This window comes from Escherichia sp. UTM R2, assembly GCF_048593455.1.
In the GTDB taxonomy this organism is placed as follows: Bacteria; Pseudomonadota; Gammaproteobacteria; order Enterobacterales; family Enterobacteriaceae; genus Escherichia; species Escherichia coli.
In genome coordinates this window covers 202,316-217,592 of record NZ_JBFWDY010000002.1, presented here as the reverse complement: position 1 = coordinate 217,592, position 15,277 = coordinate 202,316, and the positions used below count along the sequence as shown (strand labels likewise).

Sequence of the window (15,277 nt, the reverse complement as noted above, 5' to 3'; positions counted from 1 at the left end):
TCTTGCAGGAACTGCAATTTACAGGAGGAAAAAGGTGTTTTTGTAGTTATCTGGCGTTACGTGACAGTGTTGGTCAGATACTTCCACCTCTTCAGAGTTAAAGTTTGATATATGGGAAAAAAAACGCTCCCGGACGGGAGCGTAAGCCAGTGACTTCGGCGTCAAATGAGGGTCTAACAAGTGGAGCTGCGGGTTAATTCTGGGTGATCTGACTGCGATGCTTATCAGCCTGCTGCTGGTGAACAACGGAAGACTGACCATTATTCGCCTTCTCATGTACAGCTGCGGCCTTCTCATGCTCGCTCATTTCAGAAAATGACTTTGCTGTTTCGTTGGTAGCTCCGGGTTTAGCTTTCATCATTTTTTTATGCATTTCAGCCATGTCCTGGTGGGCAGCAGAATTGCTGTTTTGCATCATGTCATGGGACATTGCGGCCTGATCGTGACTGCTCATATCCATCATTGTCATGCTGTCTCCCTGAATTGCACTTTTTTCAGCAGATGACTGCATCTGGTGGGCAGGTGCCTGTGCATTATTTACCTGGTCATGCATGTTCATTGTCTCTGCAGCCATGGCAGATGAAGCGGCAGCCATAATGGCAACAAATGATACGAGAATCTTTTTCATGGTTGGGTCTCCGGTGTTTACATACCCAAACAATCAATGGCTTATAACAGAGAAAGCAGTTGATCTCAGGGCGGGTTAATCATCACTCCAGGAACCAGGTGATTGTGTTATCACGCTGCTCCTGATTTATGAATAATTATAAAAAACCGCCTCTGTTTATCGCGTGACTGAATGATGACAATTTTGTCACCTTCCAGGTTTCTCCTGAACAACGGGATTAATCCATTAACAGGCGCACTTTGAACACAATTTCACGCCCCTGCTGTTCTGCTGACAGCTCGCCGCCGTGAGCATGAATGATCGACCTTGTAATTGATAATCCCAGCCCCGCGCCTTCCGTGTTGTAGAACCTTGATGAGTCTGCGCGATAGAACCGGTCAAACAAACGTTCCAGATTAGCGGGAACCTGGCCGGACATCGTATTCGTAATCATCACGTTCACACAGTCACTGTCACGCTCAAGGTGTATCGCTGTACAGGTGTTATCGGGAGAATACTTGATTGCATTGGAAAGCAGGTTACTGAAAGCACGTCGGAGCATATCGCTGTCTCCGGCAACAACGCCCTCTCCTTCAACCGTGATTGTCTTTCCTGTTTCGTCTGCCAGGGGCTCGAACAACTCACGTAATTCATTCAGTTCGGCTGCCAGATCCACATCATGTTTATCCAGCCGCAGCAGACCATGCTCTGAACGTGCCAGAAAAAGCATGTCACTGGTCATTCGTGACAACCTTTTCAGTTCTTCCAGGTTAGCGAATAAAATTTCGCGGTAATGCGAAACATCCCTTTCCTTAGCCAGTGCAAACTGCGTCTGCATCATCAGATTACTGACTGGTGTGCGCAGCTCATGCGCGATGTCAGACGAGAAATCTGACAGTTTCCGGAATGCCCCCTCCAGGCGATCAAACATATTATTGAACTCCTGCATGGTCTCAGAGATTTCCGGCGGAGCCAGATCGGGATTTAGACGCTGATCCAGGCTGTGTACGGTCATGGAGGAAGCCAGACTGGTCATTTCCCGTAGCGGTTTCAGACCAATACGTGTGGTCAGCCAGCCCAGAAAAACAGAAATAAAGACCAGACCGATATTGAACCAGAACAGCCAGGTACTGAGTTTGTCCATAAACAGGGTGTGATACCCAGTATCCGTGGCAACCGTAATGATGACATGTTTGCTTTTACCCTGTTCCGGCGTCACGGCAACCCGCCGCGAGATACTGCGGTACACGGTGTTATTTTCTTCCGTCTGGATCATATAGTCGAGAATATCACCCGACTTATTAAGCAGGACCGCTGGAACAACAGAATTTTTGGCATAGAGTTCAACAATTTTTTCATTTTCCATGTTTTTTATAGAAATGAATAAGCCATTGTGCCCCACCATCGCATCGTTTATTTTTTCTGATAATGACTTAATATCCGTTTTGTTCCTGAACGTCTCTGTTTTAAGAAACTCTTCGGTGAGCTGAAGTTTACCTGTCAGAAAATCGCGGTCCTGATTATCGAAATAGCCATTAAGGGTGCTAATCAGGATAAAACTTGATAACCACCATACCGTAAGCATCACCGCAGAAAAAATCAGGCTCAGGCGTGTGGTCAGGGAAATTTTGAACCTCACTCTTCTCTGATCTCCAGGACATATCCGGCACCGCGAACGGTATGGATCAGTTTTGGCTCAAAGTCATCATCAATTTTACTTCTCAGACGTCTCACGGCGACATCAATCACATTCGTATCACTGTCAAAATTCATGTTCCAGACCAGGGACGAGATAAGACTCCTGGGTAACACTTCTCCGGTGCGTTGCAGCAGCAACTCAAGCAGAACGTATTCTTTACCGGTGAGATGGATCTTCTTCCCCGAACGGATCACGGTCCGGCGCACCATATCAACGGTCATATCGGCGATGGTGCAGACTGTTGCGGCCTGCGAGCGTGCCCGGCGCAGTAGGGTTCTTACACGTGCAACCAGCTCCGTAAAATCAAAGGGCTTAATCAGGTAGTCATCTGCGCCAAGCTCCAGTCCTTTCACTTTGTCCCGCACGTTGTCCTTTGCGGTTAAAAACAGGACCGGTTCTTCGTGCCCGGACTCCCTCAGTGCGCTGATGATTTGCCACCCGTCGAGGAAAGGCAGCATCACGTCCAGTATTATCAAATCATACTGTCCCTTCGACGCGGCCCCGAGACCATCGCGGCCATTATTAAAGAGATCGGCCTGATAGCCTTCCTCAACCAGTCCCTGCTGCAGGTAACGACCTGTTTTTTGTTCGTCTTCAACGATTAAAATACGCTGCATGGTCAACTCGCTGATATGAAAGTAAAAATCTCACGCATGAGCTTTGGCTGTCCCCTAGCTGACCTGAGACGGAGCAAGCATTCCGAGCCACGCTACGGCGCCCAGAATGATAATCGCAACAACGAATTCTGTCAGGATGCTGTTTCGCATCAGGGCAACGCTGCGATCATAATTCCCTTCCCTGACCATAACTTCAAGCCGGGGACCCAGGTGAAACCGGTTTGCTGCAGCCAGAAGAAGCATCAGAACAAACAGAGCCGTCTTGGCAAGCAATATCCTCCCCCAGGAACTGTTGAATAAGGGAGTTAAGTTACCCTCAGCAATATACAGATAGTTGACCAGCGCACTCAGGATCAGGGCTACAACAATCACCGTTCCTGCCGTGGCAAATTTTGCCAGGGAGTCAGATATCACAATGACGCTCTGTGCATTATGCTCGTTTCTGCGCATCAGCAGGATAGCAAATGCAACCAGAGCACCTGTCCAGGCACCTGCAGCGCCGAGATGGGTCAGATCGCTCAGTAAATGGAGATAGTAATGCAGACCGTCATGCATAACGGCGTGTCCTCCCCAGGCAAGTGTAGCCAGCGCCACGCCCCCACTCATCGTCATCAGCAGGCAGGACAATACTCTCTTATTAGTGTAAAGGAACAAAGCACCGAGTGTGGTAAACAGGGCACAGAGCCTGACAATCCAGCTAATACCCACATCAGTTTCTTCTATCACCATCTCGATAACATGGATGGATAATTCTCTGAGGTCAGTTACTCCACTCATGGCATTAGATACCAGGAGCATATTAATGCCAGTAAGAATGATGCCTGTAACAACAGCAAAAGTTATAAACGACCTGAAATTAGTCAGGTTATAGGTTTCATGTCTGACACCGCTTATTCCATATATCTGAAAAAATGGCAATCCAAATATTACCATCAAATCCAGATAAAGAAGAAAACGAATAACAATCATAATCAGGTCGTTCATAATATTACTTCACTGTAAAGGTGTAATTACCGGTAATAAGGTGCGTATCTGAAGAAACCGCGCGCCAGTCAACACGATAAGTGCCAGCGGGTAAAGGCTCTCGCGGAATAATGACCATCGATTTAGGGTCAGCGCCTGGCGCCACTTTTGCCGCGACCGGCATCGGAGAATGTGATGACATGCCTTTCATACCCGTCATCGTTAATTTTGCACCTGAGAATTTCACGGTCAGATTTTCCGAGAAATTAAGCTGAATCTTTTCCGGGGCCGCTACGGCTGAATCAGCCTGTGGCACAGAGCTTTTTAATTCCGGATGGGCCATAGCAGAGAAAGCAACGCCCATAACGAGGCCACCTGTAAGAATGGCTTTATTTAAAATCGACATTTTATTTACCTGTTTAGTTGAGTGTTTTATATCAGTGCGTTAAAACCAGATTCTGGCTCCCGCCAGGAATACTACCTGATGGTCTTTCTCACCTTCTCTTTTCGCCATATCGGATGTTTTCCCGTAAAGTTGATTCCAGGAAACGCCTATATAGGGTGCAAACTCACGGCGTATTTCATAGCGCAGCCGGAGCCCCAGCTCTGTGTCAGTCAGTCCCCTGCCGCGACCCCGCGATTCATCATCCTGACTGTAGAAATTCACCTCATAGGATGGCTGGAGTATGAGCCGGTTAGTCAGTAAAACGTCGTATTCTCCTCCCAGACGAAGGGCTGCTTTTCCGCCATTACTGACAAAACCCGTAATTTCAGACTCAAAATTATAGAGTGCCAGCCCCTGAAAACCGACAGCAGCCCAGGTCCGGGCAGAAGCAGGTCTGAAATCCTGCCTGACACCCGCAACCAAATCCCACCATGGGCCAACCGCATGTCCCCAGAGTAACTGCGCTTCAGCCGCCTCCGTTTCCCCATTGCTTCGTTCACCTTCACTCTTTAGCCAAATCCGATCTGTGTCGCCTCCAATCCAGCTGTTAACACTCCAGCTGAAATTGTTGGTGTTATCCGACCGTTGCCATTCCAGTTGATCCAGCAGAACCAGATAATTAATCGCACTGTCGTGAATCGCATGCCCCTGTAAATTGCCGAATGCAGCCTTCCGGTCGGCATCGGTAACAGGCGGAATTGGCGTTCTGCTCTCAGTTACAATGGGCTCCATTGACGTCATCTCAGTGAAATTCTCATCTGCTGGCATCTGCATGGCAGACATGTCGTGCCCGGCGTGGGGATCTGCAGAGACGGAGCCCGCCGCAATAGAAAGCTGTGAGGTAAACAAACCGGCGACCAGAACAGGTATGGCCTTCAAATTTCTCTTCATTCGCATCATTCCTCCACCCGGACTTCACGAAACATTCCCATTTCCATGTGATAGAGCAAATGGCAGTGATACGCCCAGCGGCCAAGCGCATCTGCTGTCACTCTGTAACTGCGTTTTGTACCAGGGGGAACATCTATTGTGTGTTTACGAACCATGAAATTACCGTTTTCATCTTCCAGATCGCTCCACATACCATGCAGGTGAATGGGGTGAGTCATCATGGTATCGTTGATCAGCGTGATCCTGAGCCGCTCACCGTATTTCAGCAGCACCGGTGCGGCATCTGAAAACTTGATTCCGTTAAATGACCAGGCAAACTTTTCCATGTGGCCGGTTAAATGCAGTTCTATGGTACGGCCAGGTTCACGTCCGTCAGGATCCTCAAAGCGGCTTTTCAAATCCGCGTACGTGAGAACCTTTCTTCCGTTATTTCGAAGACCAATACCCGGATCATTTAATTTCGGAGAGACGCTCATCGCCTGCATATCAACCAGTGGGTTATCCGTTTCTGACGCAGGATGACTTTGCATACCCGGCATTCCGGCCATCCGGGAATGATCCATACCGGCCATGCTGCTGTGATCCATGGGCGCGGAGGATGTCCCGCTATCCGGAAGGTCAGCACCGTCCATAGACATCATCTCTCCGCTGTTATCCATGCCTCCCATCTGGCTGTGGTCCATTCCTGCCATATCATGTCCCATTCCCCCCATACCCATATCTTCCATGGTCAACAGAGGACGGGGATCGAGGGGGGAACGGCAGCACTTAACCCCTCTCTCGTGGCCAGTGTCCCTCGAGCGTAACCGGTCCTGTCCATGGATTGTGCGAAGATGGTATAGGCCTCACCCTGAGGCTCCACAATGACATCATAGGTTTCGGCAACGGCAATCCTGAATTCGTCAACGGTAACCGGGTTTACATACTGGCCATCTGCAGCCACGACCGTCATTTTCAGCCCGGGGATACGGATATCGAAATAGGTCATTGCCGAGCCGTTGATAAACCGTAAGCGTATCTTTTCACCGGGACGGAACAGTCCGGTCCAGTTTTTCAGCGGGGCCTGCCCGTTCATGAGATAGGTGTAGGTGTAGCCACTGACATCCGCGAGGTCAGTCGGATTCATTTTCATTTCAGCCCACATTTTCCGATCGGCAATGGTGGCTGACAGCCCCCTGGTATTCACGTCGCGGAAAAAAGAGCCAACGGTTGGTTTATTGAAATTGTAGTAATCCGACTGTTTTTTTAATTTTTTCAGCAGGCTGTGAGGATTTTCATCGGTCCAGTCAGACAACATGACCACATGCTCACGATCGTAAGTAAACGGTTCTGGCTCCCCGGCATCGATGATAATGGCACCGTATACCCCCTCCTGTTCCTGCAGACCGGAATGGCTGTGGTACCAGTAAGTCCCGTTCTGCTTAACCTTAAAGGTGTAAACGTAGGTATCATCAGGCTCTATGCCCATAAAACTCAGCCCCGGAACACCATCCATATTGGCCGGAAGAATAATGCCGTGCCAGTGAATGGACGTCTGTTCATTAAGACGGTTTTTGACCTTCAGGGTAATGGTGTCACCTTCTTTCCAGCGAAGAACGGGCCCCGGCAGGCCTCCATTGATTGTTTTGGCCTGACGCTCACTGCCCGTGATATTGACGGCCGTTTCACCAATGGTCAGGTCAAACTGAGTACCCTGCAGGGATGCGGCAACTGGCAGGCTCAGACTGGAACGCGCATTGAAACTCCATACGCCAAGACTTCCGGCTACGCCAGAGAGGGTTAACCCCTTCAGGAAAGTTCGTCGAGACGTTTTCAACAGCATGCGTATTCCCTTATTTAAAGTATGGTTACTGACAGAATTCGAGAACCGATTTAAATTAAATTACTGGTTCATCCACTTACAATAAAATGAATCTAGCACACCTTAAGAAACAAATTCATTACAATCGTGTAATGTACATAGCTGTATTACATTTACGTCATCTTCCCCACAGGTTGATTATTTTTATATATGATCATAAGGACATCTTTTATGTACCTCAGAAGGTAATTACACATGAATATATTAATCACGACCACTGCGTTTACAGCTTTATTTTGTGGGGCAGCTTTTGCTCAGTCCAGTGATATTGCCCATGAAGCACATCGATTTGTTAATAATGCCTCAGCCGTCAGTCATGTGAATTCCTCGACGCATGAAAACTTACCGGACAGGGTTAATAAAAACAACACGCCCTCATTCTCTGAAATGAATGAACATGAAAGGGCCATTGTTGCTCATTCATTTATGAACAACAGCGCGTCCTATGCGCATCAGAAAATGATTGAGGAACATAAAAAAATGCTGTCCGGCAGTGACGCAAATTCAAAGACCTCGTCTTCTTCTTTTAACGAACTGAATGCCGGAGAAAAAGCCGCTCTCGTGCATGAGCAGGTCAATAATGCCGGTGCGGAAGCACATCAGACGCAGGCAAGAAAGCTTCGCGGGCTGTATTCGACCAGGTAACTGCAGGCGGGTTAGTGCTTAGCGTCAGGTGCGCAGCAGGGCTTTACTGACGGGTTACGTAGCAGGACATGAGCCCCATATTGCTCTGCCGTAACCTGTTTCAGTCCCGTTAATCATCACCGTCGGGCTGGTCATACAGTTCCCAGAGCTTCAGGAGCAAACGGGAAACAAGATATGTTACAAAAATGACGACCATCAACGGTGCTCCCGATTAACTGACAGATGACACGCCTCCTGAAAACCCCTAGCATACGCCGCAGTGTTCATGCTAACGGCGAATTCCAGTAAATGTATTCTACCGATGTCGTAAAAGAAAATGCCTACCTTTCAGCCACCCGCTCGGGGCTGGAATCGAACGAGATCGCTACTCTTCAGCGCTCCTTGCCTTCCCGGTTTAATCTGCGGCATTTGAAAAAAAATGAATCATTAAAACTCGTACTGCAAAAGAAAGCGGGAAAATCACGTGTCGTGGCCTATAAATTTACGTCCGGTTCATTTAATTACACGGCGTATCGTATATCAGATAAAAAGTTCTATAACCTTTCCGATACTTCCGGGAAAGGCAGTCTCGATTATCCGTTACCGGCCACAGCAAGACTCAGTTCGCCTTTCAATCCTGCAAGACTTAACCCGGTATCGGGAAAAGTGAGTCCCCATAATGGCATTGATTATTCCATGCCCATGAACACGAAAATAGTCAGCGTCATCGACGGAAAAATCACCCGGGCCGAATACAACAGTACCATGGGATATTTTGTTGAAGTAACGGGAAAAGCCGGTGTTAAAACTCGCTATCTCCACCTCAATAAAATACTCGTTACTAAAGGGGCCAGGGTTACACGGGGAGGTGCTATTGCGTTATCCGGTAACAGCGGACGTTCATCCGGTCCTCATCTGCATTACGAGCTGGTCATCAATAACAACCCTGTTAACTCTCTGGCGTTCCGGGCAGCGGCACCCGCTGATAACAAACTCGAACAGCATGCCTTTGCGCATGCCAGAGACTACGAACGATACCTGGACTGATAACGGGACCGCGACGCGGCCCCGTCTGCCGGATTAATTTTTTTTATCGTTTTCACTTCCGTGATGTTGATGATCTCCATGCCCTCCGTGGCCGTGGAAAAGATGCATTAGCGGGCAGACCAGCAATAACAGATATGGCCAGTAACCTGCCACATGTGACCAGTGTTCGCGCAGGAGGGCAAATGCCGCGATCGCGGCGACAGCAATAAGCGCATAGGTGGTACTTTTCATACTGGACTCCTTCTGTTCGTAACTGACCCTTCACTCAGTGTTATTTCCCGAGCCTGACACTTTTCAGACGCAACGCATTCACAATGACGCTGACGGAGGAAAGAGCCATGGCCGCCGCCGCAATAACTGGCGACAGCAGTATTCCATACACAGGATAAAGCAGACCTGCAGCCACAGGCACGCCAAGTGCGTTGTAGATAAATGCAAAAAACAGATTCTGACGGATATTTTTCATGGTGATCTCTGACAGATGACGGGCCCTGTTCAGTATCATCAAGTCGCCTTTGAGAAGGGTGACTCCGGCACTTTCAATTGCCACATCTGTACCCGTTCCCATGGCTATTCCCACGTCAGCCGCTGCCAGCGCCGGGGCATCATTCACACCGTCTCCGGCCATCGCAACCACATGGCCAGACGCTTTCAGTCGGGTTATCACTGCTTTTTTGCCATCCGGCAGAATCCCGGCTTCAACCTCATCTATTCCCAGTTTCCGTGCGACTGCTTCAGCAGTAAGCTGGTTATCCCCGGTGAGCATAACAATGCGGATCCCCGCCTGACGCAAAGCTTTAAGCGCATCCGGCGTGGTTGCTTTCACGGGATCCGAGATAGCTATCAGGCCTGCAAGGTACCCATCTGTGGCCACATAGATAACGGTAGCGCCTTCCATCCGCAACTTATCCGCAACGGCCTTTTGATTATCAATAACGATACTGTTTTCCTGCATAGCCAGTTCATTACCAATAACAACCCGTTGACCTTCAACATCGCCTGAAACACCTTTCCCCGACGGAGCATTGAAATCACTGACTGCGGGTATCATGATCCCCCTGTGCTGGGCTGCCCGGACTACAGCCATACCCAGCGGATGCTGCGAGCCTTTTTCCACTGCGGCCGCTACACGTAAAAGAGATGCTTCCCCACCCGGATTGAGACTGATAATCCCTGTCACCGTAGGCGAACCTTCCGTGAGCGTGCCTGTTTTGTCGACAACCAGCGTGTCCACTTTTTCAAGACGCTCAAGGGCTTCGGCATTCCTGATTAACACCCCGGCCTGGGCTCCTTTGCCTACCCCCACCATTATCGACATCGGTGTGGCCAGCCCCAGTGCGCAGGGGCAGGCAATAATCAGGACCGACACAGCCGCAATCAGACCGTGCGCCATCCTGGGCTCGGGCCCCCAGACAGACCAGATCACGAAAGCAACAACCGCGATAAGTATCACCAGAGGAACAAACCAGCCTGAAACGCTGTCAGCCATTCTCTGGATGGGGGCACGCGAACGCTGTGCATCAGCGACCATCTGAACAATTCGTGAGAGCATCGTTTCATCACCGACTTTCTCTGCACGGATGATAAGACTCCCTGTCTGATTAATCGTCCCCCCAATGACAGGGTCATCCTTCGTTTTGGTAACCGGCATAGACTCCCCGGTCACCATCGATTCATCAACGGTTGTTTTGCCTTCGATCACGATACCGTCGACCGGAATACTCTCTCCAGGTCTGATGCGGAGCTTATCGCCAGGCAGGACATCTTCCGCATTAATATCCGTTTCATGACCGTCATGATCCAGCCGTCTGGCGGTTTTGGGGGCAAGGTTCAGAAGCGCAGTAATGGCGCCTGAGGTTTGTTCCCGTGCCCGCAGCTCAAGAACCTGTCCCAGCAGAACAAGCACTGTAATAACTGCTGCGGCTTCAAAATAAACGGCCACCAGGCCATCCATGTTTCTGAACGATGCAGGAAACCAGGAGGGGAAGACGGTTGCAATGACGCTGTAAACCCAGGCTACGCCGGTCCCCATTGCAACAAGGGTAAACATATTCAGGGAGCGGTTACGTAACGACATTCCGGCCCGGGCGAAGAATGGCCAGCCACACCACAACACGACAGGGGAGGCCAGAAGCAACTGCAGCCATGTGTTGTACTGTGGCGGTACTGTATTCCTCAAGTCGGGAAACAGATGAGATCCCATTTCGAGTACCAGAACCGGAAACGCCAGCAACAACCCCAGCCAGAAGCGTCTTGTCATGTCGTGAAGTTCATCACTCGGCCCCGTGGATGCCGTAGCTACGAGCGGCTCCAGTGCCATTCCACAGACAGGACAGCTTCCGGGACCACTGCGGCGTATCTCCGGGTGCATCGGACATGTCCACACACCTTCAGAATTCTCTTTTTCCGCCTGGTGGTGAGGCTGTTTTATCTGATCAGGGCTGACTTCGTGATGATCGTGGTGATGGTGATGGGAATGTTCACTGGCATCTTCGGTAAGATAACGATCGGGATGGGCTTTAAATTTACTCTCACAGCTGGCGGAGCAGAAATAAAGTTGATGGTCCTGGTATCGAATGCTGCTGTGCGCCCTGTCGGGCAGGATGGCCATCCCGCACACGGGATCTCTCACCTTATGCAATACGTGGCCCTCGTCCGGGGATAATGTCTGCTCAGAAGCAGTCTGGTTGTTGTGTTGCACTGCATTGTTATTTTTCACTGTAACTCTCCTTATGCATATCTGAAGCATTTTCTGTCTTCAGGGTATGTCATGGATGCGATTACCACGAATATCGCCGGCACAGGAGTGCCTGCTACCGGCGTCCCGTTATCAGCCGTTCCGCTGACTATTCGATTCGCTGGAAGACTTTTTTACTTCCATCCGGTGAGAATGCGATAACATCGTAAGCCTCTTTTCGGGCTCCCATCTCCATTCCAGGACTTCCTGCTGGCATACCGGGGGTGGCGAGACCGTATATACCCGAACCAGACTGCATTGCCTTATGTATCGTTGTCGCAGGCACATGGCCTTCAATGATCAAATTACCGGCAACCGCGGTATGACAACTTCGTAGTCCTGCAGGAATAGCATGCTTTTCTTTCTGGGCTGACAGCGCCTGATCATTCATGACGTGAGTTCGTACTTCGAACCCGTCTTTTTCCATCGCTTTGCCCCACAGGGAACAACAGCCACAGTTTTCAGATTTGTACATATCAATGACTTTTTCACTCGCCATCGCGGGTAGTGAAAGGCCGAGAGCCAGCGCCATTAGAACCACTTTTTTCATACTCACCTCTGTATATTATCGATATAAACCCTGACGTCAGGGTGAATCAGTAAAGAAGGACACCCACAGGGGGTGCCCTTTCAGGTTCAGGACACGCTTTTTTTATGTCTGCGCAGCCAGATTAATTTGTAGGCGGCAGGAATAATGAACAGGGACAGCAGCGGAGCCGTGATCATCCCACCAATCATGGGTGCCGCGATACGGCTCATGACTTCTGAACCTGCACCGGTTCCCCAGAGTATTGGCAGCAGACCCGCAATGATCACCGCCACGGTCATGGCTTTCGGCCGGACACGCAGTACGGCACCATGATAGAGGGCTTCATCAAGGCCTTCCGGTGTGAACGTCTCTTTACGGGACAATTCCGGGTGCGCGTCAATGGCATGACGCAGATACATCAGCATGACCACGCCAAACTCTGCTGCCACCCCGGCCAGAGCGATAAACCCCGTTCCGGTTGCGACAGACATATGGAAGCCCTGCCAGTACAGGAACCATATCCCGCCAACCAGGGCGAACGGCAGGCTCATCAGGATCAGCAGGGCTTCATCAACCCGGCGGAATGCCAGATACAACAGGATGAAGATGATCATCACCGTCATCGGCACCATCAGCTTCAGTTTCTTGTTGGCATGCTCAAGCAGTTCAAACTGTCCGGAGAATGACACGCTGGTACCCGGTCTCAGTTTCACTTTCTGACTGATCGCCGTTTTAATGTCATTAACCACCGACACCATATCCCTGCCGCGCGCGTCAATGTAAATCCAGCTGGCTGGACGGGCATTTTCCGTTTTCAGCATAGTCGGCCCGGAAACGACCTTAATATCCGCAACATCGCCCAGCGTGATCTGCTGCTTCATCGGGGTCAGGATCGGCATCTGTTTCAGGGCCTGCGGGCTGTTCCGGTAATCCTGCGGATAGCGGATATTAATCGGGTACCGGGCCACGCCTTCAACCGTTTCCCCTACCGTCGCGCCGCCGATGGCTGATGAGATGAACAGCTGCACATCGCCCACCGTCATTCCGTAGCGGGAGGCTTTTTCCCGGTTGATATCCACATCAATGTAGCGCCCGCCTTCCAGTCGCTCTGCGAGAGCAGACACTACGCCGGGTACGGTTTTGGCGACCGCTTCGATACTCTGCGCCGTTGCATCGATATCGGACAGAACCGTTCCGGACACCTTGATACCTATCGGGCTTTTGATCCCGGTTGAGAGCATATCAATACGGTTACGGATTGGCGGCACCCAGAGGTTTGCCAGCCCCGGTAAACGGACGGTCCTGTCGAGTTCTTCAATAATCTTGTCAATCGTCATGCCTGGACGCCACTGATCCTCAGGTTTGAGCTGGATCGTGGTTTCAACCATTTCGAGCGGTGCGGAATCCGTGGCGGTCTCTGCTTTACCGGTCTTGCCAAATACAGAGGCCACTTCAGGAACGCTTTTGATTAACTTGTCCGTCGTCTGCAGGAGCGCTGCAGCTTCAGCCGGAGAGACACCCGGCAGGGTCGACGGCATATACAACAGGTCGCCCTCGTTAATCTTCGGCAGAAACTCACCGCCCACCTGGCTCAGCGGCCAGATAACGGTGAAAATGGACAAGGCCGCAACCAGCAGGGTTGTTTTTGGCCAGTGGAGAACCCACAACAGCAATGGATGATACGCTTTGATCAGTACCCGGTTCAGGGGGTTACTGGTCTCTGCAGGAATTTTCCCCCGGATCCAGAATCCCATCAGAATCGGAATGACGATGATGGCCAGCGCGGCCGCGCCCGCCATGGAGTACGTTTTCGTGAATGCCAGCGGGCCAAACAGACGTCCTTCCTGACCTTCCAGGGTAAAGATAGGAATAAAGGACAGGGTGATGATCAGCAGGCTGATAAACAGTGCGGGTCCCACTTCAACGGAGGCATCGGTAATCACCTTCCAGCGGGTGGCGTTGTCAATCTGCTCACCCGGATGCTGATGATCCCACTCCTCAAGCCGCTTATGCGCATTCTCAATCATCACAATGGCGGCATCCACCATCGCACCGACGGCAATCGCTATCCCTCCCAGCGACATGATATTGGCGTTCAGTCCCTGGAAGTGCATGACGATAAAGGCGATACACAGACCAAGCGGCAGAGAGATAATCGCCACCAGGGCAGAACGTACGTGCCACAGGAACAGGGCACAGACGATGGCCACCACGATAAACTCTTCCAGAAGTTTGGAACTGAGGTTATCAATCGCCCGGTCGATGAGCTGGCTGCGATCGTAGGTGGTCACGATTTCAACGCCTTCCGGCAGGCTGGCCTTCAGCGTCTCAAGTTTATCCCTCACTGCCGTGATAACGTCGCGTGCATTTTTACCCGACCGCAGGATCACCACGCCGCCAGCGACTTCGCCCTGGCCGTTCAGCTCGGCAATACCACGCCGCATTTCAGGCCCGGTCTGCACGCGGGCAACATCCCGCAGATAAACCGGCACGCCGTTCTCGCCTGTTTTCAGGACGATGTTATTAAAATCATCAATGCTCTGAAGATAACCGCTGGCACGGACCATATACTCAGCTTCGGCCATTTCAACGGATGAGCCACCGGCCTCCTGGTTAGACGATTCAAGGGCCTGTTTCACTTCGGGCAGGCTGATACCATACTGAGACAATTTTACCGGATTGACCTGAATCTGGTACTGTTTCACCACGCCGCCAACCGAAGCGACCTCAGCCACGTTCGGGATGGTTTTCAGCTCAAATTTCAGGAACCAGTCCTGCAGAGAACGCAGTTCTGAAAGGTCGTGTTTTCCGCTGCGATCGACAAGGGCATATTCAAATATCCAGCCCACCCCCGTGGCGTCCGGACCGATTTCAGAACTCACACCGGCGGGCAGTTTTCCCTGTACCTGGTTCAGGTACTCCAGCACGCGGGAACGGGCCCAGTACAGATCGGTGCCGTCTTCAAAAATGACATACACATACGAATCACCGAACTGTGAAAAACCACGCACGGTTTTTGCGCCAGGCACGGACAGCATGGTGGTGGTAAGTGGATAGGTGACCTGGTTTTCTACAATCTGCGGGGCCTGGCCGGGATAGCTGGTTTTGATAATGACCTGCACATCTGACAGGTCAGGCAAGGCATCGACAGGCGTGTTAATAATCGTCCATGTGCCCCAGATGCTGAGAAACAGGGCCCCCATCATGACCAGGAAACGGTTGGCGACAGAGCGCCGGATAATCCATTCAATCATCGT

General features: G+C 50.8%; 12 protein-coding genes and 1 pseudogene. 2 read left to right on the top strand and 11 right to left on the bottom strand.

The window, feature by feature from the left end; translation table 11 throughout:
• Positions 1 to 193: 193 nt before the first annotated feature.
• The 7 genes and pseudogenes from pcoE to pcoA all read right to left on the bottom strand — a co-directional run bounded on the left by pcoE (position 194) and on the right by pcoA (position 7,044).
• Positions 194 to 628 carry a copper resistance system metallochaperone PcoE gene (gene pcoE / locus AB4H76_RS01810; RefSeq protein WP_000723069.1) on the bottom strand — a complete coding sequence of 145 codons (435 nt, stop codon included), beginning with the start codon at positions 626 to 628 and terminating at the stop codon, positions 194 to 196.
• 217 nt (positions 629 to 845) lie between these two features.
• A complete protein-coding gene (gene pcoS / locus AB4H76_RS01805; protein WP_001211180.1) occupies positions 846 to 2,246 on the bottom strand; it encodes a copper resistance membrane spanning protein PcoS in 1,401 nt (466 codons plus the stop codon).
• Entirely contained in the window at positions 2,243 to 2,923 is a 681-nt protein-coding gene (gene pcoR / locus AB4H76_RS01800; protein ID WP_001188930.1) for a copper response regulator transcription factor PcoR, read from the bottom strand. Before pcoR ends, pcoS begins: the two co-directional genes overlap by 4 nt.
• Positions 2,924 to 2,977: 54 nt before the next feature.
• Entirely contained in the window at positions 2,978 to 3,856 is an 879-nt protein-coding gene (gene pcoD / locus AB4H76_RS01795) for a copper resistance inner membrane protein PcoD (RefSeq protein WP_229692861.1), read from the bottom strand.
• Positions 3,857 to 3,911: 55 nt separating this feature from the next.
• On the bottom strand, positions 3,912 to 4,292 hold the full coding sequence (gene pcoC, locus AB4H76_RS01790) for a copper resistance system metallochaperone PcoC (protein WP_020219105.1): 381 nt from the start codon (positions 4,290 to 4,292) through the stop codon (positions 3,912 to 3,914).
• A gap of 39 nt (positions 4,293 to 4,331) precedes the next feature.
• Complete coding sequence (pcoB, locus tag AB4H76_RS01785) at positions 4,332 to 5,222, bottom strand: copper resistance outer membrane transporter PcoB (RefSeq protein WP_001378118.1); 891 nt, start codon at positions 5,220 to 5,222, stop codon at positions 4,332 to 4,334.
• A 5-nt stretch (positions 5,223 to 5,227) separates the two neighbouring features.
• Positions 5,228 to 7,044, bottom strand: a pseudogene (pcoA, locus tag AB4H76_RS01780) (multicopper oxidase PcoA).
• A gap of 234 nt (positions 7,045 to 7,278) precedes the next feature.
• Here pcoA and AB4H76_RS01775 point away from each other — a divergent pair.
• Both AB4H76_RS01775 and AB4H76_RS01770 read left to right on the top strand, forming a co-directional pair.
• On the top strand, positions 7,279 to 7,728 hold the full coding sequence (locus AB4H76_RS01775; RefSeq protein ID WP_001023257.1) for a copper resistance protein: 450 nt from the start codon (positions 7,279 to 7,281) through the stop codon (positions 7,726 to 7,728).
• A 288-nt stretch (positions 7,729 to 8,016) separates the two neighbouring features.
• Positions 8,017 to 8,754 carry a peptidoglycan DD-metalloendopeptidase family protein gene (locus AB4H76_RS01770; protein WP_000287501.1) on the top strand — a complete coding sequence of 246 codons (738 nt, stop codon included), beginning with the start codon at positions 8,017 to 8,019 and terminating at the stop codon, positions 8,752 to 8,754.
• A 33-nt stretch (positions 8,755 to 8,787) separates the two neighbouring features.
• On the opposite strand, the gene AB4H76_RS01765 is transcribed toward AB4H76_RS01770, so the two are convergent.
• From AB4H76_RS01765 to silA, 4 genes are all read right to left on the bottom strand, one after another.
• The gene (locus AB4H76_RS01765; protein ID WP_000843494.1) at positions 8,788 to 8,985 is read right to left on the bottom strand and encodes a DUF2933 domain-containing protein; all 198 of its coding nucleotides are present in this window, start codon (positions 8,983 to 8,985) and stop codon (positions 8,788 to 8,790) included.
• A gap of 40 nt (positions 8,986 to 9,025) precedes the next feature.
• Entirely contained in the window at positions 9,026 to 11,503 is a 2,478-nt protein-coding gene (gene silP, locus AB4H76_RS01760) for an Ag(+)-translocating P-type ATPase SilP (protein WP_001398208.1), read from the bottom strand.
• A 97-nt stretch (positions 11,504 to 11,600) separates the two neighbouring features.
• Entirely contained in the window at positions 11,601 to 12,041 is a 441-nt protein-coding gene (locus tag AB4H76_RS01755; RefSeq protein ID WP_000758229.1) for a DUF411 domain-containing protein, read from the bottom strand.
• 86 nt (positions 12,042 to 12,127) lie between these two features.
• Entirely contained in the window at positions 12,128 to 15,274 is a 3,147-nt protein-coding gene (silA, locus tag AB4H76_RS01750; protein ID WP_020219104.1) for a Cu(+)/Ag(+) efflux RND transporter permease subunit SilA, read from the bottom strand.
• Positions 15,275 to 15,277: the final 3 nt, after the last annotated feature.